Origin of the sequence: Hyphomonas sp. (genome assembly GCF_046313975.1) — a bacterium.
Classification (GTDB): Bacteria; Pseudomonadota; Alphaproteobacteria; order Caulobacterales; family Hyphomonadaceae; genus Hyphomonas.
On sequence record NZ_JBKBXB010000002.1, the window covers coordinates 84,830 to 102,934 of the forward strand.

Sequence of the window (18,105 nt, forward strand, 5' to 3'; positions counted from 1 at the left end):
CTGTGTTCTCCCTGGAATGTTCTGGTTTCAAAGTCCGTCTACACAAAGCTTCCCTCGCGGAGGGTCAAGGGCCTAACCTCGCGCCATCCTCCGCGCCGCCTCGATCACCCGCCGCGTCTCGTCCCACAGCGCCATCTCCGCCAGCCGCGCGGGCGATATCCACTCCGCATGGTCTGCATCATCGCCCGCCACCGGCTCGCCGCTGACCCACACGGCGGCATAATCGAACAGCACATAATGGCGCGTCACGTCCCCGCTGGTCCGCGACCGGAAGATCGCATCGACCACATCGACCAGCCCCACCAGACGCGCCGTCACGCCCGTCTCCTCCGCCAGCTCGCGCAGCGCCGCCGCTTCCGCCCGCTCGCCAAACTCGATCCGCCCGCCCGGCAGCGACCAGTCGCCCGCCAGCGGCTTCGTGCCCCGGCGGATCATCAGCACATCCTCGCCCTTGAAGCAGACCGTGCCCACGGCCGGTTGCGGCCTGTCCTTCACAACCGCTTCTCCAACAGCGCCACCGCCTCAACATGCGCCGACCAGAGGAACTGGTCGACAGGATGTATACGGATGATCCTGTATCCGCCGTCCACCAGCGTGCGCAGGTCCCGCGCCAGCGTCGCCGGATCGCACGAGACATAGGCCACGCGCCGGACGCCGGACTTTGCAATCTCCCTCGCCTGCGCCTCGGCGCCCGCGCGCGGCGGGTCTAGCACCAGGCCGTCAAACTTCGCCAGCTCCGCCGCGCTCACCGGATTGCGGAACAGGTCGCGCACCCGCGCCTCCACCGGCTTCAACCCCGGCGCGCCGCGAACGGAATCCTTCAGCGCCTCAATCGCCGCCGCATTCCCTTCCACCGCCAGCACGCTGGATTCCGCCGCGAGGCGCAGCGCGAATGTTCCGCACCCGGAGAACAGGTCGGCGATGCGCGACGAAAACTTGAGATGCTCGCGCACGATCCGCTCCATCTCCGCTTCGGCCTCGGCGCTCGCCTGCAGAAATCCACCGGGAGGAGGCAACAGGTTCGCCGCGCCGGCGGGCAGGCTCGGGCGCCGGTCGGTCAGCACGTCGCCGCCTTCGATCGACATGCGCGCAAAACCGGCACGCAGCGCAGCGTTCGCTGCTTCCGCCCGCGCCAGCGCCTTCGTCTCCTTGGCGAGACCACTTGCGTGCAGGTCGAGCCCAGAGGCCGTCTCGGTGACCAGAAGGCCAATCTCTTCCTTGCCGGAAATCAGGTATCCCGCGATCTCCCTCAGCTTCGGCAAGGCCGCGACAATCGCCGGGCGCAGCACCTTGCATTCGGAAATCGCCACCAGCTCATGACTCTTGCGCACATGAAAGCCGAGGCGCATCTCCTTGCCCACGCGCCGCGCCGCCAACGCCGCCCGCCGCCGCGATCCGGCGGGCGTCACCCAGGTCTCCGCCACCTCCGCGTCCAGTCCGCGCGCCTTCAGTGTACGGATAATAAGCTCTCGCTTGAACGCCGCATACGGCACCGGCGCCCAGTGCTGCAGCGTGCATCCGCCGCAGGTTCCGAAATGCCGGCACACCGGCGCGATACGCTCCGGCGAGGGCGTCTCGATGCTGACAAGCTCCAGCCGCTCGCCGTTGCCCGTCACGCGCACGCGTTCGCCGGGCAGGGTGAAGGGCACGGACACGCGCCGCCCATCGTCCACCGCGCGCCCGTCGCCCTGCGCCCCGACCGAGTCGAGGGTTAACGTGCGCGTCTCGCTTGCATCCGGGTTTTGCGGGTCAGGCATGCAGTGTCCGGGGCTGGTGGTTCGAAGCGTCCTCCGATAGCAGGGGCAGGTCCGGCAAGGAAGGAGCCTCCGATGGCGCGCGCAAACGGCCTGAGAAATGACCAAAAGAACGGAAAGCCCCGCCCCATCAGCCTCGCCCTGCAAGGCGGCGGCGCCCACGGCGCCTACACCTGGGGCGTGCTCGACCGTCTCAGCGAAGAGGCAAGCCTCAGCATTGCCGCCATCTCTGCCACTTCCGCCGGCGCCATCAATGCCGTCGCCTTCGCCTCGGGCTTCGCCAAGGCTGGCCCTGAAGGTGCGCGTGCCGAGCTGGAAATCCTGTGGCGCAAGGTGTCGGAGGCTAGCTCTGCAATGGGTTTATTCGGCGCCGCCGGCCTGGCAATGGCCAGCGCCCTGCAGGCCCTCGCCAGCCCCTATGATCTCAACCCGTTCAACTTCAATCCGCTGCGCCGCATCGTCGAAGACACGGTCGACTTCGCCGCCGTCCACGCCGCGCCGCTGCAGCTCTTCCTCTCCGCCACGAATGTCGAAACCGGCAAGGTGCGCGTGTTCGGCAAGCCGGAGATCAACGCCGACAGCGTGCTCGCCTCGGCCTGCCTGCCGCAAGCCTTCCAGGCGGTGGAGATCAACGGAACGCCCTATTGGGACGGCGGCTTCATGGGCAATCCCAGCCTCTTCCCGCTGATCTATTCCGGCGCGCCGGAAGACGTGCTGCTCGTCATCCTCAATCCGCTCCATCGGCAGGGCACACCCAAACGCGCCGGCGAGATCCAGGAACGCCTCAACGAGATCAGCTTCAACGCCTCCCTGATCGGCGAACTGCGCGCCATCGCCTTCGTCCAGCGCCTGATCGACGAGGGCATGCTGAAAGAACCGGTGCTGAAAAAATACCGGCGCCTCAACATCCACGCCATCCGCGGCGGCCAGGACCTCATACATCTCGGCCTCGCCACCAAATACGACACCCGCTGGCGTTTCCTCACGGACCTGCGCGACATGGGCCGCGAAGCCGCAGATTGCTGGCTCGGCGCGTGCGCAAAGGATGTCGGTACAAAGAAGTCGAGCTTCGACATCCGCAAGGAATTCCTCGAAGGCTGAGGCGTCCGGCAACCTGCAAAAAGCTGGACTCGCCTGTAACGGCTGGCGATCCGAACAGACAAGAACGCGAGGGAACCAAAACGCTCTCGCTCAGTTTCGTGTCATCCCGGCGAAAGCCGGGACCCAGCGCCCAGAACGCTGCCGCCGCAGAGCTCGTCCTGAGCGACGTCGAAGGATGCGCATGTGCCGCAGCGCTAGCGAGCCCGCTCTATCCTTCGACTTCGCTCAGGATGAGCTCCGGGAAATCAGAGAGAAAAACCGGGCACCCCCGCGTCCGGCCGCCCGCGCTGCGCACACCCGCAGCTCAGACCACTTCCGCCACTTCCCCGGCCAGCCAGGCATCGAAGTCGGTGAGGGCGCGCACGGCCTGGGCCATTTTCTTGGCCTTGCCCTTGTCCTTGCCGCGCAGACGTTTGCCGGTTTCATCCGTCTTCGGATAATCGGCGATATCCGGGAACAGGCCGAAATTCACGTTCATCGGCTGGAAAGTCTGGCCGTCAGCCAGATGCCCGCCGGTAATATGGTTGACCAGCGCGCCCATCGCCGTCGTTGCCGGCGGCGGCTCGAGTTTCCGGCCGAGCCGCTCCGCCGCCGCAAGCCGCCCCGCGAGCAATCCCATAGCCGCGCTTTCGACATAGCCTTCCACGCCGGTCACCTGCCCGGCAAAGCGCAAGCGCGGCATCGTCTTCATACGGAGCTGTCTGTCGAGCAGTTTCGGCGAGTTCAGGAACGTGTTGCGGTGAATGCCGCCGAGGCGCGCAAACTCCGCCTTCTCAAGGCCGGGGATCATCCGGAAGATGTCCGTCTGCGCCGCATATTTCAGCTTCGTCTGGAAGCCGACCATGTTCCACAGGGTGCCCAGCGTATTGTCCTGCCGCAGCTGAACAATCGCATGCGCTTTCACGGCGGGATTATGCGGATTGGTCAGGCCCACCGGCTTCATTGGCCCGAAGCGCAAGGTCTCGCGCCCGCGCTCGGCCATCACTTCAATCGGCAGGCAGCCTTCAAAATAGGGCGTATTCTTCTCCCACTCACGGAACTCGGTCTTCGGCGCGGCAAGCAGCGCGTCGAGGAAGCGGTTATACTCTTCCTCCGTCATCGGACAATTGATGTACGCTGCGGTGTCACCCGCAGGCCCGGCCTTGTCATACCGGCTCTGGCGCCAGGCCTTGGACATGTCGATTGAGTCGAAATAGACAATCGGCGCGATGGCATCGAAGAAGGCAAGATCGGTTTCGCCGGTATGCGCGCGCACGGCTTCCGCCAGCGAAATCGAAGTCAGCGGTCCGGTCGCAACAATCACCGAGTCCCAGTCTTGCGGCGGAAGGCCGGCGATCTCTTCGCGCACGATGGTCACGTTCGGATGCGCTTCCAGCTTCGCCGTCACCGCTTCGGCAAAGCCTTCCCGGTCGACTGCCAGCGCGCTGCCGGCCGGCACCTGATGCACTTTCGCGGTGGAAATGATCAGCCCGTTCGCGCGGCGCATTTCTTCATGCAGCACGCCGACGGCATTCGTGCGGTGGTCATCCGAGCGGAAGGAATTGGAGCAGACAAGCTCGGCCAGCTTGTCGGTCTGGTGGGCGTCGGTGCCGCGCACGCCGCGCATTTCGTGCAGGATCACGGGTACGCCGGCCTGCGCGATCTGCCAGCTGGCTTCAGAGCCGGCCATTCCACCGCCGATGACATGGATGGGTTTCAGGGTCATGGGCCGCAAATGCCGTCTCCGGTCCGGGCGCGTCAAGATGGCGTTTGCCCTTGGTGGGCGCCGGGACTATCTGGCGGGCGTCATGACCGTGCGAATTTCCGCCCTCAACCTTGCCAAAGAAGGCTGGCGCCAAGGCCTTGGCGCGCTCGGGCCGAACCTGCGCTGGCTGGGCCTGTTCGCGGTCACGGGCGGATTTTACAGTGCGGCGCTGCATCTGAACGGCAACCTTGCCGCGCCGCTGGCGATGGTGATCGCCACCTTCCTCGCCGGTGTGCAATTCTCGCGCGGTGTCTATCGCAGCCTGATCGGCCCGCGCCCGGGCGGCTTCCTGCAGCTCGCTCATGCCAATCTTGCCGTGTATCTCGCCTTCGTCTTCATCGGGTTCTTCATCGGGTTTTTCCTGCTGATCCTGCCGGGCATCCTGATCGAGGCGCAGGGCACTTACGAACTCGGCAAGGACGCCGCCCCGGAACTGGTGCAGAAGGCCTTCCTCGAGATGCTGCCAACCCCGTTCGGGGTCTTCTACATGGTTGTAGCGCTCGCCGGGGCCGGTGTGATTTCCTGGTTCGCCCTGCGCCTGACCCTGATGGGCATCGCCACGATCGACCGGGGCAGCGCGCATGTTTTCCGCACCTTTGCCTGGACGCGCGGCCATGCGCTGAAACTCGGCGCCGCTGCGCTCGCGACCCATGCCGCGCCCTTTGCCGCTGCGGTCGCGGCCAACATGGTCCTGCGCGCCGCCGTTCCGGACACGGCCATCGGCCATGTCATCGAAGGCGCGGCGGGCATTCTCCTGTTCGCGCCATTCCTGTTGGCCGGGCATGGCATGGCCGTTGCGGCCTATCGGCGGCTGAGGCCCGAGGCGGCTGCGCCGCAATAGTCCGCGATTGATTGCGAAGGCCGAACACGGTTAGGCTCGCCGTCATATTCCGTGGAGGGACAATGCGATGATCCGGGGTTTCACCTTCGAGCGGGCCCTCAGCTGGACCTTCTCCGCGCCGCACGCCGCGACTTTTCCCTTCATCTACGGCCTCGCCTATGCGCTCGCCTTCATGGGTGTATTCGCGCTCATCGGCGCGTTGGGGTTCAACGACTTCAAGGCTTGGTTCACGCTAGTGCAGGGCATGGAGAACGAAACTGACCAGGCGGTGATCGCCGGAGCGATGTGGGACGGTGTTTCACGCCTTCTGCCCTGGACCGTGATCACGATCCTCCTGTCCTGGGCCCTCTGGGCGATGTTCGAGACCGCCTCGCAGCGCCGCTATATCTGGGGCGAAGGCTTCTCGCTGCGCTTCGGCGCGGATGAGCTGCGCATGATGGCAGTGGGCCTGCTCTGGTGGCTGCTCGCCATCGCGCTGATTTTCCTGCCCATGCTGCTAATCTTCGGCGCCACGTTCTGGACGATGTTCTCCAACCTCGACAATCCGGAAGTGTCCGAGAACGATGCGTTTGCAACGCAAGTCGGCATGCAGGTGTTCGGCACCTTTGCCCTGATGCTGGTCATCCTGCCGCTTTACATTTTCCTCGCCACGCGGCTGGCGCCTTGTTTCGGACTGACGGTGATGTCGCGGCGGATCCGGTTCCTCGATGCCTGGTCCGTTTCTCGCGGCCGGTTCTGGCCGATCTTCGGCGCCTATGCGATCCTTGCGATTGGCGGCAGCATCGTCGGTCAGGTCGTCACTGGCATTGCTCAGGGACTGATGATGCCGGTCTTCATCCGCATCGCGAACATGGCCGAAACAGGCGGCGACCCTGTCGCCCTCCTGATGTCTGCGGAACTCCTTGTGCCCATGGGCATCTTCTACTTCCTCGTCCTCTTCGTGCAGGGTGTACTGCAACATATCGTCGGCGGCCCCGCAGCCTTCGCGGCGCGGCATGATCCGGCGGGCGGGGTCGAGGACGCGGCGCGGGTCGACGCCTTCGTCTGAGGCGGCGCGCGCCGGGGCTTACTTTGCCCCGGCACCGGCCTTTGATTTCTTCGCGGGCTTCTTCGGTTTTTCTTCCGCAGGCGGAGCAGCCTTTGCCGCCGCTTTCTCGCGCCTGTTGCGGGCGGCGCGGCGTTCGTCCTGGCGGCGGAAGGTTTCGGCGAGGAAGCGGCCGGTATGGCTCGCGGTGTTCGCGGCAAGGTCTTCCGGGGTGCCCGCCGCAACCAGCTTACCGCCGCCATCGCCGCCCTCGGGGCCGAGGTCGAGCACCCAGTCGGCGGTTTTAACGACATCGAGGTTATGTTCGATCACCAGCACCGTATTGCCGCCATCGACCAGTTCGTGCAGCACTTCCAGCAGCTTCTTCACATCCTCGAAATGCAGGCCGGTCGTCGGTTCGTCGAGAATATACAGTGTACGGCCTGTGGCGCGTTTCGACAGTTCCTTCGCCAGCTTCACGCGCTGCGCTTCGCCGCCCGAAAGGGTCGTCGCCTGCTGGCCAACTTTGATATAGCCGAGGCCGACCTGATTTAGCGTGTCGAGCTTGGAGGCAATCGCGGGCACAGCGGAGAAGAACTTCGCGCCGTCTTCCACGGTCATGTCGAGCACATCGGCAATCGACTTGCCCTTGAACAGCACTTCCAGCGTTTCGCGATTGTAGCGCTTGCCCTTGCACGTTTCGCAGGTGACATAGACATCCGGCAGGAAGTGCATCTCGATCTTGATGACGCCGTCGCCCTGGCACGCCTCGCAGCGCCCGCCCTTGACGTTGAAGCTGAACCGGCCCGGCTGATAGCCTCGTGCCTTGGATTCCGGCAGGCCGGCATACCAGTCGCGGATCGGCCCGAAGGCGCCGGTATAGGTGGCGGGGTTGGAACGCGGCGTGCGCCCGATCGGCGACTGGTCGATGTCGATCACCTTGTCGAGATGTTCGAGCCCTTCGAGGCTTTCATATGGCGCCGGGGAATCCGACGAGCCGTTGAGCTTGCGCGCCAGCGCCTTGTAGAGCGTCTCGATGATCAGCGTCGACTTGCCGCCGCCGGAGACGCCGGTAACGCAGGTGAACGTGCCGAGCGGGATCGAGGCAGTGACATTCTTGAGATTGTTGCCGGTTGCGCCTTTCACCGTCAGCGCGCGCGAGCCCTTCGTCACCGGGCGGCGCTTCGGAATGGCGATCTCGCGCGCACCGGAGAGATAGTCCGCCGTCAGACTTTTCTTCGATTTCAGGATTTCCTCAGGCGTGCCCTCGGCGATGATCTCGCCGCCATGCACGCCTGCAGCGGGCCCCATGTCGATGACATGGTCCGCCGTCAGGATCGCGTCCTCGTCATGCTCGACCACGATCACCGAATTGCCGAGATCGCGAAGGCGTTTCAGCGTTTCCAGAAGGCGTTCATTGTCGCGCTGGTGAAGGCCGATGGAGGGCTCGTCGAGAACATAGAGCACGCCCGTGAGACCGGAACCGATCTGCGAGGCGAGCCGGATGCGCTGGCTTTCGCCGCCCGACAAGGTGCCCGAGGCGCGCCCGAGCGAGAGATAATCGAGGCCGACATCATTGAGGAAGATCAGCCGGTCGTTGATCTCCTTCAGGATGCGGATGGCGATTTCCTTCTGCTGTTTCGTCAGCGTCTTGTGCACGCCGCCGAACCAGTCGCCCGCCTTGCGGATGGAGAACTCGCCGGCCTCGGAAATATCGAGCCCGGCAATCTTCACCGCAAGCGCCTGCGGCTTCAGGCGCTTGCCATGACATTCCGGACACGGAGCAGCCGACTGGAAGCGCGCGATCTCCTCGCGCACCCAGGCGCTGTCGGTTTCGCGATAACGCCGGTCGAGATTCGGGATCACGCCCTCGAAGGTCTTCTTCGTCTTGTAGGTGCGCATGCCGTCATCATAGAGGAACTGCACTTCCTCATCGCCGGTGCCGTAGAGGATGATGTCCTGGATCTTTTCCGGCAGCTTGTTCCACGGCTTGGTCAGGTCGAAGCGGTAATGCGCGGCGAGCGCCTGCAGCGTCTGGGTCTGGTAGGGCGAGGTGGACTTTGCCCAGGGCGCAATCGCGCCGTCGAGCAGGCCGAGATCCTTGTCCGGCACGACCAGCGCGGGGTCGATCTTCAGCTGCTCGCCCAGCCCGTCACAGGCCGGGCAGGCGCCGAACGGGTTGTTGAACGAGAACAGGCGCGGCTCGATCTCGGGAATCGAGAAGCCGGAAACCGGGCAGGCGAAATTGGCGCTGAACGTGATCCGCTTCGGCTCCGTCTCGCCCGGCGCGATCTCGGCATATTCAGCCACGGCGATGCCCTGCGCGAGGCCGAGCGCGGTCTCGAAACTTTCGGCGAGGCGCTGCTCCATGCCGGCGCGCACGACGATGCGGTCAACGACCACGTCGATGTCATGCTTGAACTTCTTGTCGAGCTTCGGCGGGTCTTCCAGCTCGTGGAATTCGCCGTTCACCTTGACGCGCTGGAAGCCGTTTTTCAGCAGTTCCGCAAACTCCTTTCGGAACTCGCCCTTGCGGCCGCGCACCATCGGCGCGAGCAGGTAGAGGCGCGTGCCCTCTTCCAGCGCCATCGTGCGGTCAACCATCTGGCTGACGGTCTGGCTCTCGATCGGCAGGCCGGTGGCGGGCGAATAGGGCACGCCGACCCGCGCCCAGAGGAGGCGCATATAGTCATAGATTTCGGTGACGGTGCCGACAGTGGAGCGCGGATTGCGGCTCGTCGTCTTCTGCTCGATGGAGATCGCGGGCGACAGGCCCTCGATGCTTTCCACATCCGGCTTCTGCATCAGCTCCAGGAACTGGCGCGCATAGGCCGACAACGACTCGACATAGCGGCGCTGGCCCTCGGCATAGATCGTGTCGAAGGCGAGCGAGGATTTGCCCGAGCCCGACAGGCCGGTCATCACCACGAGCTGGCCGCGCGGGATGTCGACATCGATGTTCTTGAGATTGTGTTCCTTGGCACCGCGCACGCGGATGTAGGGGGACTCGGCCATGACGGGTTCAGTTTCTCTGGGAGGGCTTCCTGCGGGGCGGCGGCGGTGTTTTGCGAATATGTGTGGCGCGAGTCCGGATTGACATCAAGAACAAAGTGTGAACATCTGGAACGGCTGTATTTTGCAGCAGCTCCGGTGGAATTCTTCGCCCGTCAGGCGACAGGCAGGCCGGCTCAGAGTAAACAGTTCGAATCGAAAGCGAAACAGTCAGATCAGAACGGAGAAGTCCTCATGGCGGGCTCAGTCAACAAGGTCATCCTCATCGGCAATCTCGGGGCGGATCCCGAAGTGCGCCAGTTCCAGAATGGCGGGCAGGTCTGCAACCTGCGCATCGCCACCTCGGAAACCTGGCGCGACAAGGCGACCGGTGAGCGCAAGGAAAAAACCGAGTGGCACGCCGTGGCGATCTTTTCCGAAGGGCTGATCAAGGTGGCGCAGAGCTACCTGAAGAAGGGCTCGAAGGTCTATCTCGAAGGCAAGCTGCAGACCCGCAAATGGCAGGACAAGGATGGCAATGACCGCTACACGACCGAGGTTGTGCTGCAGGGCTATGATGCCAGCCTCGTGATGCTGGACGGGCGCGGTGAAGGCGCCGGCGCAGGCGGCGGTGGCCGGGACCGCGACATGGGCTATGCTGGCGGCGGCGGCAGCCGTCAGATGAGCGGCCCGAAGGAAAGCTTCAGCCAGGACCTCGACGACGAGATCCCGTTCTGAGGCAGATGCCATGCGCGCGCTGAAGGCCCTCGCCGCGCTCTGGTTCAGCCTCGCGCTGGCGGGGTGCGCGGGCTTCGTCTGCTGCGCGCCTGTGCCGGTGAAAGACCCGCTGGAACAGGCGCTGCTGGCCGAAGGTGTCGATCCCGGTGTTGCGTCGCTGGTCATCTACCGGCTCGAGGACGAGAAAACCTGGACGCATGGCGGCGCGCGGATCGACGCGCGTTTCTCGCCGGCCTCGACCTCGAAAATCCCCCACACGCTGCTGGCGCTGGAGACCGGCGCCGTCAGCGGTATGGACGAGGCCTTCGCATGGGACGGCGAGGTGCGGTTCGTCGACAGCTGGAACCAGGACCAGACGTTCGCGCAGGCTTTCCAGCGTTCGGCCGTCTGGGTTTACCAGATCGTCGTGCCGCGCATCGGGCCGGACCGGCTGACGGAAGGCTTCGCCGCGTTCGGCTATGGCAATGGCGAGATTGGCGGGCCGGACAAGATCACGAATTACTGGCTCTCCGCCCCGCTCGCGATCTCGGCGGCCGAGCAGGTCGCCTTCCTGTCCCGCCTTGCCCGGCGCACGCTGCCGCTATCCCAGCGCACCTATGATCTCGCCGTGCCGGCGATGGAGCTGGCGCGCGGCGAGGGCTGGGTGATGTATGGCAAGACCGGCTGGAAAGGCGCGGTGGAGGGCGATGGCAGCGATATCGGCTGGTTCGTCGGCTGGCTCGAACAGTCCGGCGGTGAGGCGCCCGGCACCTATGCCTTTGCCTTCAACATGGACATGCCCGGCGGCATGGAAGAAGCCCCGAAACGCCGCGCCGCCACGGAACGCGCCCTGCGCACTATCGGCGCGCTGCCGCCCGGTTAGGGCCGGTAAATCTCCACCAGCGCGCTGGTCTCGACGCCGCTGGCCTTGAGTGCGCCGCCGATGACATGGACCGCGCCGTCCAAGGTGACGGCCCCAAGCCCATGGCGGGGGTGCGGCATCGGGTCGATGGGACCCCATTCATCCGTCTGCGGATCATACACCCAGGCTTCCGGATAGACGCCGCCGCCATTGTCGAAATACTCGCCGCCAAAGGCGAAGAGCTTGCCGCCGGCCTCCGCCGCCGCGAGCCCGCCTTGCGCCTGCGGCATCGGTGCAGCAGTGCGCCAGCGGTCCTCGGCAGGGTCATAGACTTCATGCGCCGCCGTGTTGCCGCCCGTCACGCTGCGCCCGCCGACAATGTGCAGGCGGCCATCAATCACAGCCCCGGCGGCGCTGTTGCGCGCGCTGAGGCAGGGCGCCGCCTCGCGCCAGCTGCCAGCGGGGTCGTCGAGCACGAAATGATGCGTCTGGTCGGCCTGATCCTGCCAGACCGCATTCGCCGCGCCGACCGGCGACCGCCCGCCTGCGAGATGCAGCAAGCCTGTGCCGCCCACCAGCAACACGGCTTCGCCGCAAGGCACAGGCAGGGTCGGCGCGGGCGCCCAGCCTCCTTTGTTGCCTTCGTCCAGCACCCATCCGCCTGCCTGCATCGTCCAGATCGCCTCGGCAGAGGGCGATTCGAAGCCGCCATAGGTCCAGAGCTGGCCACGCCAGCTGATCAGGTGCGGATGGTGGCGCGCGGTTGGCAGGGGCGGCGCGGCCCGCCAGCCAAGCCCGTCAGGGCGCCAGAGGTGGTGCTGCTCAGTCGGCCCGGTGATGCGCCCGTCCGTCGCCACGAATCCGCCCGCGAGGTGGATCGCGCCGTCATGCAGGCACGGATAGATTTCCTGCACCGGGAAAGGCAGCGAATCGCCCGCTGACCAGCCCCGCGCAATTCCCGTTTCAGGCGACAAGCCATCCGCCGGACTTGCCCTGCAGGTGGCGGCCAGAAGGCCCGCGCCAAGGCCTGAAATGGCAGCGCGGCGGGTCATTCCTGCAGGGCGGGTAAAGGGGCGGGTCTGCGGCATGGGGAAGTCCTCCGGATGGGGCTGTGGAAAACTCGGGAAAAGCCCCGTCTTTACTGCATTTTCCGGCCTCCGGACCGTAGCCCCGGACGGGCCCGGCTGCTAGGGTAAAACCAGCGAAAAACGGCGATTCGAAAGCCCGGTTCACGGGGCCCGCCGAAGACATGCAGAAGGCCTTTCCATGAGCGACCCCACGACCCCTCCGGACGAGCCGGAAACCCCCGAGAATGGCGCAGGCGGACCCGGTCATGTGGACGGCATCGAGCCGGTCTCGATCGAGACGGAGCTGAAATCCTCCTATCTCGATTATGCCATGAGCGTGATCGTCAGCCGCGCGCTGCCGGATGTGCGCGACGGTCTGAAGCCGGTGCACCGGCGCATCCTTTATGCGATGAATGAAGGCGGCAACACGCCGGACAAGCCCTACAAGAAATCCGCGAACATCGTCGGCTCGGTGATGGGTAACTACCACCCGCACGGCGACAGCGCGATCTATGACGCCCTCGTGCGCATGGCGCAGCCTTTCTCCATGGGCGTGATGCTGGTCGATGGCCAGGGCAACTTCGGCTCCATCGACAACGATCCGCCGGCGGCGATGCGTTACACCGAAAGCCGGATGACCAAGGAGGCAACCTACCTCCTCGCCGACATCGACAAGGACACGGTCAATTTCCAGCCGAACTATGACGGTTCGCAGAAAGAGCCGGTGGTGCTGCCTGCGCAGTTCCCGAACCTGCTGGTCAATGGCGGCGGCGGCATCGCGGTCGGCATGGCCACGAACATTCCGCCGCACAATCTCGGCGAGATCATCGATGCGACGCTCGCTCTGATCGACAATCCGGCGATCAGTGAAGAGGCGCTCTGCGATATTGTTCCGGGGCCGGACTTTCCGACAGGCGGCCTGATCATGGGCCTCTCCGGCAGCCGCAAGGCGCTGCTGACCGGGCGTGGCAGCGTGATCATCCGTGCCAAGACGGATATCGAACGCGCCAAGAATGGCCGCGAAGCCATCATCGTCACCGAAATTCCCTACCAGGTGAACAAGGCGGCGATGATCACCAAGATCGCCGAGCTGGTGCGCGAGAAGAAGATCGAGGGCATCTCGGACCTGCGCGACGAGTCCGATCGCAACGGCATCCGCGTCGTCGTCGAGCTGAAGAAGGATGTCAGCGCCGATGTCGTGCTGAACCAGCTTTATCGCTACAGCCAGATGCAAAGCTCGTTCGGCGTCAACATGCTGGCGCTGAATGGCGGCCGGCCGGAGCTGATGAACCTGCGCAAGGTGCTCGAATGCTTCGTCGCCTTCCGCGAGGAAGTGGTTGTCCGCCGCACCAAGTTCGATCTCGGCAAGGCGCGTGACCGTGCGCATGTGTTGGTCGGTCTCGCACTGGCGGTTGCCAACATTGACGAGATCATCCGCATCATCCGCAATTCGCCCGATCCGGGCACGGCGCGCGAGCGCCTGCTGGAAAAGGCCTGGCCGCAGCAGGACATGGGCCCGCTGATCGACCTGATCGCCGACCGGCGCACGCGCCGCGGTCCGGAAGATGGCACCATCTATCTCTCGGACGAGCAGGCCCGCGCCATCCTGAACCTGCCGCTGCACCGCCTCACCGGCCTCGGCCGCGACGAGATCGGCAATGAGGCGAAGGGCCTTGCCGAGAAGATTGCGGACTATCTGGATATCCTCCGTTCTCGGACGAGAATCCTCGGTATCATCAAGGGTGAGCTGACCGAGGTGAAAACCAAATTCGCCATACCGCGCCGCTCGGCTTTCACCGAAGGCGGCGTCGATATGGACGACGAAGACCTCATCGAGGTCGAGGACATGGTCGTCACCGTCACGCATGGCGGCTATGTGAAACGCACGCCGCTCGCCGCCTATCGCACGCAGAACCGCGGCGGCAAAGGCCGCTCCGGCATGGCGATGAAGGACGAGGATTTCGTCGTGCGCGTGTTCACCGCCACGACGCATACGGAGATCCTGTTCTTCTCCTCCGCCGGCATCGTCTACAAGGAGAAGGTGTGGCGCCTGCCGGTCGGCGGGCCGACCTCGCGCGGCAAGGCGCTGGTCAATATCTTCCCGCTCGCCGCCGATGAACGCATCGAGAGCGTGCTGCCGCTGCCTGACAGCGAGGAGGCAACCGAACATCTCGATGTCATGTTCGCCACGCGCTCCGGCAATGTCCGCCGCAACAAGCTCGCCGATTTCATCCGCGTGAACCGCGCCGGCAAGATCGCGATGAAGCTGGACGAGGGCGACGGCATCGTCTCGGTGCAGGTCTGCTCCGAGAAGGATGACGTGATGCTGACCACCGCGCTCGGCCAGTGCATCCGCTTTGACGTGACCGAAGTGCGCGTCTTTGCGGGTCGCGATTCGACCGGTGTTCGCGGTATCAGGCTCGCTGATGGGGACGAGGTCATCTCGATGGCCATCCTGCGCCACATGGACGTGACCTCCGAAGAGGCGCGCGCCTATCTCAAACACGCAGCGGCAATGCGCCGCGCCGCCACGGGTGAAGAGGAAGAAATCTCCGACGACGATGATGAAGCCGTTGGCGAAGCCGCTCTCTCGGCCGAACGCATCGCGGAACTGGGCGCGGCAGAGGAGTTCATCTTCACCGTCGCCGATGACGGTATGGGCAAACGCTCCTCCGCCTACGACTACCGCGTCACCGGACGCGGCGGAAAGGGCCTCGTCGCGCAGAATATCTGGGGCCGCGACAAGAAAGGCGGGCCGGTCAAGAAGGTCGCCCAGTCCTTCCCGGTCGGCGAAGGCGACGAGGTCATGCTGGTGACAGACGGTGGCCAGCTGATCCGCACGCCGGTGGACCAGATCCGCATCGCCGGGCGCTCCACGGGCGGCGTCTGGGTCCTGCGCACCAGTGATGGTGAACGGGTCGTTTCCGTCGCGCGGCTTGTGGAAGACGGCGAAGCCGGTATGGATAGGCCTGAAGGCGGGCCGGGCTGAAGGGACACCTGACTGCCGCTGCAACAGGGAGGCTTCAGGTGCGCCGTATCGGACTTTACCCGGGAACTTTCGATCCGCCGACGATCGGGCATATCGACATCTTCGGCCGGGCGATGAAGCTGGTCGATGAGCTGGTGATCGGTGTGGCCGTGAATGAGGCAAAGAAGCCCCTGTTCACGCTGGACGAGCGGGTCGCAATGGTGAAATCCGAATGCGCCAAGCTGAACGGGCCCGGCCTGGCCGAAATCCGCGTGCTGCCGATGCATGGCCTCTTGATGAAGTTCGCCGAGGCCTGCGGCGCCCAGATCATCGTGCGCGGCCTTCGGGCGGTGCAGGATTTCGAATACGAGTTCCAGATGACGGCGATGAACGAGCAACTGAATCCGGACATTGAAACTGTCTTCCTGATGGCGGATGTTCGCCATCAGGCGGTTGCCTCCCGGCTCGTGAAGGAAATCGCGAGCCTTGGTGGAGACATCACGCCGTTTGTCACGCCCGCCGTGAAAACGGCGCTGATGGAGAAGTACCGGAAATGAAACGTGTAGCGTTGGGAATTGCAGCCGGCCTGATCGGGCTGGCAATGCCGGCTTGTGGCGATACGGCGGACAAAGGCTGGGCGCTGGGCGCCGGCGCCGAAACGCCGGACGAGGCCAACTGGCGCCAGGTCGATCCGGAAAACCTCATCGTATTCGAGACGACCAAGGGCCGTATCGTCATTGAGGCATTTCCTGAGGTCGCGCCCAAGCACTATGCCCAGTTCCGCAAACTGATCGCCTCCGGCGACCTTGACGGCACCACCTTCCACCGTGTGATCGACGATTTCATGGCACAGGGCGGCGATGTCTGGGCCAAGAAGGGCGCTGATCCCGGCTGGCCGGGCATTCCGGGCGAGTTCACCCTGCGCCGCGATGTGAACGCCTTGCCGCTGGAAGCCACTATCGGCCCGGAGGATACGGCGAAGAATGGGTATATCAAGGGTTTCCCGATCCTGACGCAGCCTTCTTTCTTTGCAGACATGTCCGTGGACGGACTGGTGACAAGCTCCATCCCGCACTGCCGCGGCGTGCTGTCGACCGCGCGGACGGACGATCCGAATTCCGGCGATACGCAATTCTTCCTGATGCGCGAGCACTCGCCTCATCTTGACCGTCAGTACACGTCCTGGGGCCGTGTGATTGACGGCCAGAAGGTCGTGAAAGCTCTGAAGCAAGGTGCGCCGGGCTCGGGCGCGGTCACGGATCCGGACATCCTGACATCGGCGAAGTTTGCCGCCGACATGCCGGCAGCGACCCGCCCGAGAGCCTGGGTGCTGCGCACGGATACGGACGCCTTCCGGGCCGAGCTAGAAACGAAGGGCGAGGTGGACGTCTGCACGCTGCCGCCCGTGCCGGCGCTTGTGAAGTAAGCACCGCCTTGAAGCAGGAACATGAGGGCGGTGCTTGACGCCGCCCTTTCGCCCGCGCCATGAGCGGGGATGGACCTTTCCGCCTTCCAGTTTGACCTGCCTGAAGACCTGATCGCGCTGCGGCCGGCTGAGCCGAAGGATTCCGCGCGCCTGCTGGTCGTGCACGGTGACGGGCGGTTTGAAGATCGCAGCGTGCGCGACCTGTCCGCGCTGCTCGCGCCCGGTGACTGTCTCGTGTTCAACGATACGCGCGTCCTGCCTGCCGCGCTGAAAGGCATTCGCCCAGCGCGTGACGGGGTCAGCCGCGATGTCGAAGTGGACGCAAACCTTGTGGAGCGGATCGACGCGCGCCGCTGGCTGGCGCTCGCGCGGCCCGGTCGGCGGCTGAAGGAAGGCGACCATCTCGTGTTTGCAGACGGCTTCGGCGCCATCATCGCGGGCCGGCGCGAAGGCGGCGAGGTGGAGTTGGAGTTCGACCGCGAAGGCGCAGCGCTCGACGCTGCATTGGACGCACACGGAGCCATGCCGCTGCCGCCCTATATCGCGCGCCGACGCGCCGCCGATGCACAGGACCGGGAAAGCTACCAGACCTGTTTCGCAGGCGAAGAGGCGGCGAGCGTCGCTGCGCCGACAGCCGGCCTGCACTTCACGCCGCGCCTCCTCGAAGAAGTCGCTCAGGCCGGGATCCTCTGCGAAAACGTGCGCCTGCATGTCGGCCTCGGCACGTTCAAGCCGCTGGAGGAAAAGCACCTTGCGGAGAACCGGCTACACGAAGAATGGCGCCGCGTGACACCGGAGACGGCGGAGAAGCTGAATGCCGTGCGCGCGCGCGGCCACCGGATCGTGCCGGTGGGCACCACGGCGATGCGCACGCTCGAAAGCTGCGCCGACGAGGCCGGACATATCCACCCCGCCACCGGCCCAACGGACATTTTCCTCAAGCCTGGAGACCGCCTTCGGGCGACCGATGCGCTGATGACCAACTTTCACCTGCCAGGCTCAAGCCTGTTCATGCTCGTCTGTGCACTGATGGGCACCGACTTGATGCAGGCGGCCTATGCCTACGCCATCCGCAACAAGTATCGCTTCTATTCCTATGGCGATGCGTGCCTGTTGCTTCCTTAGCTCACCCCGCCCGGCCGCAGCTCCGCCATGGAGCGGATCGCTTTCGCCGCCGTCACGCGCACCAGATGGCGCCGCTTGTCGTCAAACCAGTCGGCTTCGACAAGGCCGGTCGTCTTGCCGCGCGAGACGAGGCGGCCTTCGATGGTGATCAGGCCGTTGGGCACGGGACGCAGGATGCGCGTCTGCAGTTCCATCGTGGTGAACCATTCGCCTTCCTCCAGCGCGCTCGCCATCGTCATCGAAACGATGTGATCGGAGAGGCCCGCGACCCATCCACCGAACACGCGGTCCGGCTGAATGTCGCGGCTGCCATCGTTCGGCCACTCATACCGCGTGCGGCCATAGGAAACGTCCTTCAGCCATTCATGCGGCTTGATGCCGAGATTGCGGATGCCATTCGGCAGCTCCCATTTTCCCGAGCGCAGCCGATCGAAGAAGGCCTGCTGCTGGGCGGAGAGTTCAGTGCGCGTTGTCATGGTGGTTGT

At 64.9% G+C, this 18,105-nt stretch carries 15 protein-coding genes; 9 read left to right on the top strand and 6 right to left on the bottom strand.

The features are described 5' to 3' along the window. Window positions 1-72: 72 nt before the first annotated feature. Window positions 73-495 carry an NUDIX hydrolase gene (locus ACK4TE_RS01305; protein WP_409909659.1) on the bottom strand — a complete coding sequence of 141 codons (423 nt, stop codon included), beginning with the start codon at window positions 493-495 and terminating at the stop codon, window positions 73-75. Further along, a complete protein-coding gene (locus tag ACK4TE_RS01310; protein WP_409909660.1) occupies window positions 492-1,757 on the bottom strand; it encodes a class I SAM-dependent RNA methyltransferase in 1,266 nt (421 codons plus the stop codon). The genes ACK4TE_RS01305 and ACK4TE_RS01310 overlap by 4 nt, the downstream gene beginning before the upstream one ends. 72 nt (window positions 1,758-1,829) lie before the next feature. Between ACK4TE_RS01310 and ACK4TE_RS01315 the strand changes: the two genes are divergently transcribed. Beyond that, entirely contained in the window at window positions 1,830-2,855 is a 1,026-nt protein-coding gene (locus tag ACK4TE_RS01315) for a patatin-like phospholipase family protein (protein ID WP_409909661.1), read from the top strand. Between the two features lie 304 nt (window positions 2,856-3,159). On the opposite strand, the gene trmFO is transcribed toward ACK4TE_RS01315, so the two are convergent. After that, a complete protein-coding gene (gene trmFO / locus ACK4TE_RS01320) occupies window positions 3,160-4,560 on the bottom strand; it encodes a methylenetetrahydrofolate--tRNA-(uracil(54)-C(5))-methyltransferase (FADH(2)-oxidizing) TrmFO (protein WP_409909662.1) in 1,401 nt (466 codons plus the stop codon). A 37-nt stretch (window positions 4,561-4,597) separates the two neighbouring features. Between trmFO and ACK4TE_RS01325 the strand changes: the two genes are divergently transcribed. Together ACK4TE_RS01325 and ACK4TE_RS01330 are read left to right on the top strand one after the other, a co-directional pair. After that, window positions 4,598-5,440, top strand: coding sequence for a hypothetical protein (locus ACK4TE_RS01325; RefSeq protein WP_409909663.1), 843 nt, complete (start codon window positions 4,598-4,600; stop codon window positions 5,438-5,440). Between the two features lie 67 nt (window positions 5,441-5,507). Next, window positions 5,508-6,488 (top strand): hypothetical protein, encoded by a 981-nt coding sequence (locus ACK4TE_RS01330; RefSeq protein ID WP_409909664.1) that lies wholly within the window; start codon window positions 5,508-5,510, stop codon window positions 6,486-6,488. A gap of 18 nt (window positions 6,489-6,506) precedes the next feature. On the opposite strand, the gene uvrA is transcribed toward ACK4TE_RS01330, so the two are convergent. Next, window positions 6,507-9,479, bottom strand: coding sequence for an excinuclease ABC subunit UvrA (gene uvrA, locus ACK4TE_RS01335; RefSeq protein ID WP_409909665.1), 2,973 nt, complete (start codon window positions 9,477-9,479; stop codon window positions 6,507-6,509). A gap of 231 nt (window positions 9,480-9,710) precedes the next feature. Between uvrA and ssb the strand changes: the two genes are divergently transcribed. Together ssb and blaOXA are read left to right on the top strand one after the other, a co-directional pair. Further along, complete coding sequence (gene ssb / locus ACK4TE_RS01340) at window positions 9,711-10,193, top strand: single-stranded DNA-binding protein (RefSeq protein WP_409909666.1); 483 nt, start codon at window positions 9,711-9,713, stop codon at window positions 10,191-10,193. Between the two features lie 10 nt (window positions 10,194-10,203). Next, complete coding sequence (gene blaOXA, locus ACK4TE_RS01345) at window positions 10,204-11,055, top strand: OXA-1090 family carbapenem-hydrolyzing class D beta-lactamase (RefSeq protein ID WP_409909667.1); 852 nt, start codon at window positions 10,204-10,206, stop codon at window positions 11,053-11,055. Here blaOXA and ACK4TE_RS01350 read toward each other — a convergent pair. Then, a complete protein-coding gene (locus ACK4TE_RS01350; protein WP_409909668.1) occupies window positions 11,052-12,122 on the bottom strand; it encodes a Kelch repeat-containing protein in 1,071 nt (356 codons plus the stop codon). The genes blaOXA and ACK4TE_RS01350 overlap by 4 nt on opposite strands. Window positions 12,123-12,300: 178 nt before the next feature. Between ACK4TE_RS01350 and gyrA the strand changes: the two genes are divergently transcribed. The 4 genes from gyrA to queA all read left to right on the top strand — a co-directional run bounded on the left by gyrA (window position 12,301) and on the right by queA (window position 17,620). Next, a complete protein-coding gene (gene gyrA / locus ACK4TE_RS01355) occupies window positions 12,301-15,090 on the top strand; it encodes a DNA gyrase subunit A (RefSeq protein WP_409909669.1) in 2,790 nt (929 codons plus the stop codon). 38 nt (window positions 15,091-15,128) lie between these two features. Continuing rightward, window positions 15,129-15,626 (top strand): pantetheine-phosphate adenylyltransferase, encoded by a 498-nt coding sequence (gene coaD, locus ACK4TE_RS01360; RefSeq protein WP_409909670.1) that lies wholly within the window; start codon window positions 15,129-15,131, stop codon window positions 15,624-15,626. Further along, a complete protein-coding gene (locus ACK4TE_RS01365; RefSeq protein ID WP_409909671.1) occupies window positions 15,623-16,495 on the top strand; it encodes a peptidylprolyl isomerase in 873 nt (290 codons plus the stop codon). The genes coaD and ACK4TE_RS01365 overlap by 4 nt, the downstream gene beginning before the upstream one ends. A gap of 69 nt (window positions 16,496-16,564) precedes the next feature. Continuing rightward, window positions 16,565-17,620, top strand: coding sequence for a tRNA preQ1(34) S-adenosylmethionine ribosyltransferase-isomerase QueA (gene queA, locus ACK4TE_RS01370; protein WP_409909672.1), 1,056 nt, complete (start codon window positions 16,565-16,567; stop codon window positions 17,618-17,620). On the opposite strand, the gene ACK4TE_RS01375 is transcribed toward queA, so the two are convergent. Continuing rightward, window positions 17,617-18,096: a PaaI family thioesterase gene (locus ACK4TE_RS01375; RefSeq protein WP_409909673.1), complete on the bottom strand. Its 480-nt coding sequence runs from the start codon at window positions 18,094-18,096 to the stop codon at window positions 17,617-17,619. The two genes, queA and ACK4TE_RS01375, sit on opposite strands and share 4 nt — an antisense overlap. Between the last annotated feature and the right edge of the window lie 9 nt (window positions 18,097-18,105).

Excerpts from the sequence above, each read along its gene's own strand:
- ACK4TE_RS01310 (WP_409909660.1), bottom strand. The coding sequence starts at position 1,757 with ATGCCTGACCCGCAAAACCCGGATGCAAGCGAGACGCGCACGTTAACC.
- ACK4TE_RS01315 (WP_409909661.1), top strand. The coding sequence starts at position 1,830 with ATGGCGCGCGCAAACGGCCTGAGAAATGACCAAAAGAACGGAAAGCCC.
- trmFO (WP_409909662.1), bottom strand. The coding sequence starts at position 4,560 with ATGACCCTGAAACCCATCCATGTCATCGGCGGTGGAATGGCCGGCTCT.
- ACK4TE_RS01325 (WP_409909663.1), top strand. The coding sequence starts at position 4,598 with ATGGCGTTTGCCCTTGGTGGGCGCCGGGACTATCTGGCGGGCGTCATG.
- ACK4TE_RS01330 (WP_409909664.1), top strand. The coding sequence starts at position 5,508 with ATGATCCGGGGTTTCACCTTCGAGCGGGCCCTCAGCTGGACCTTCTCC.
- uvrA (WP_409909665.1), bottom strand. The coding sequence starts at position 9,479 with ATGGCCGAGTCCCCCTACATCCGCGTGCGCGGTGCCAAGGAACACAAT.
- ssb (WP_409909666.1), top strand. The coding sequence starts at position 9,711 with ATGGCGGGCTCAGTCAACAAGGTCATCCTCATCGGCAATCTCGGGGCG.
- blaOXA (WP_409909667.1), top strand. The coding sequence starts at position 10,204 with ATGCGCGCGCTGAAGGCCCTCGCCGCGCTCTGGTTCAGCCTCGCGCTG.
- ACK4TE_RS01350 (WP_409909668.1), bottom strand. The coding sequence starts at position 12,122 with ATGCCGCAGACCCGCCCCTTTACCCGCCCTGCAGGAATGACCCGCCGC.
- gyrA (WP_409909669.1), top strand. The coding sequence starts at position 12,301 with ATGAGCGACCCCACGACCCCTCCGGACGAGCCGGAAACCCCCGAGAAT.
- ACK4TE_RS01365 (WP_409909671.1), top strand. The coding sequence starts at position 15,623 with ATGAAACGTGTAGCGTTGGGAATTGCAGCCGGCCTGATCGGGCTGGCA.
- queA (WP_409909672.1), top strand. The coding sequence starts at position 16,565 with ATGGACCTTTCCGCCTTCCAGTTTGACCTGCCTGAAGACCTGATCGCG.
- ACK4TE_RS01375 (WP_409909673.1), bottom strand. The coding sequence starts at position 18,096 with ATGACAACGCGCACTGAACTCTCCGCCCAGCAGCAGGCCTTCTTCGAT.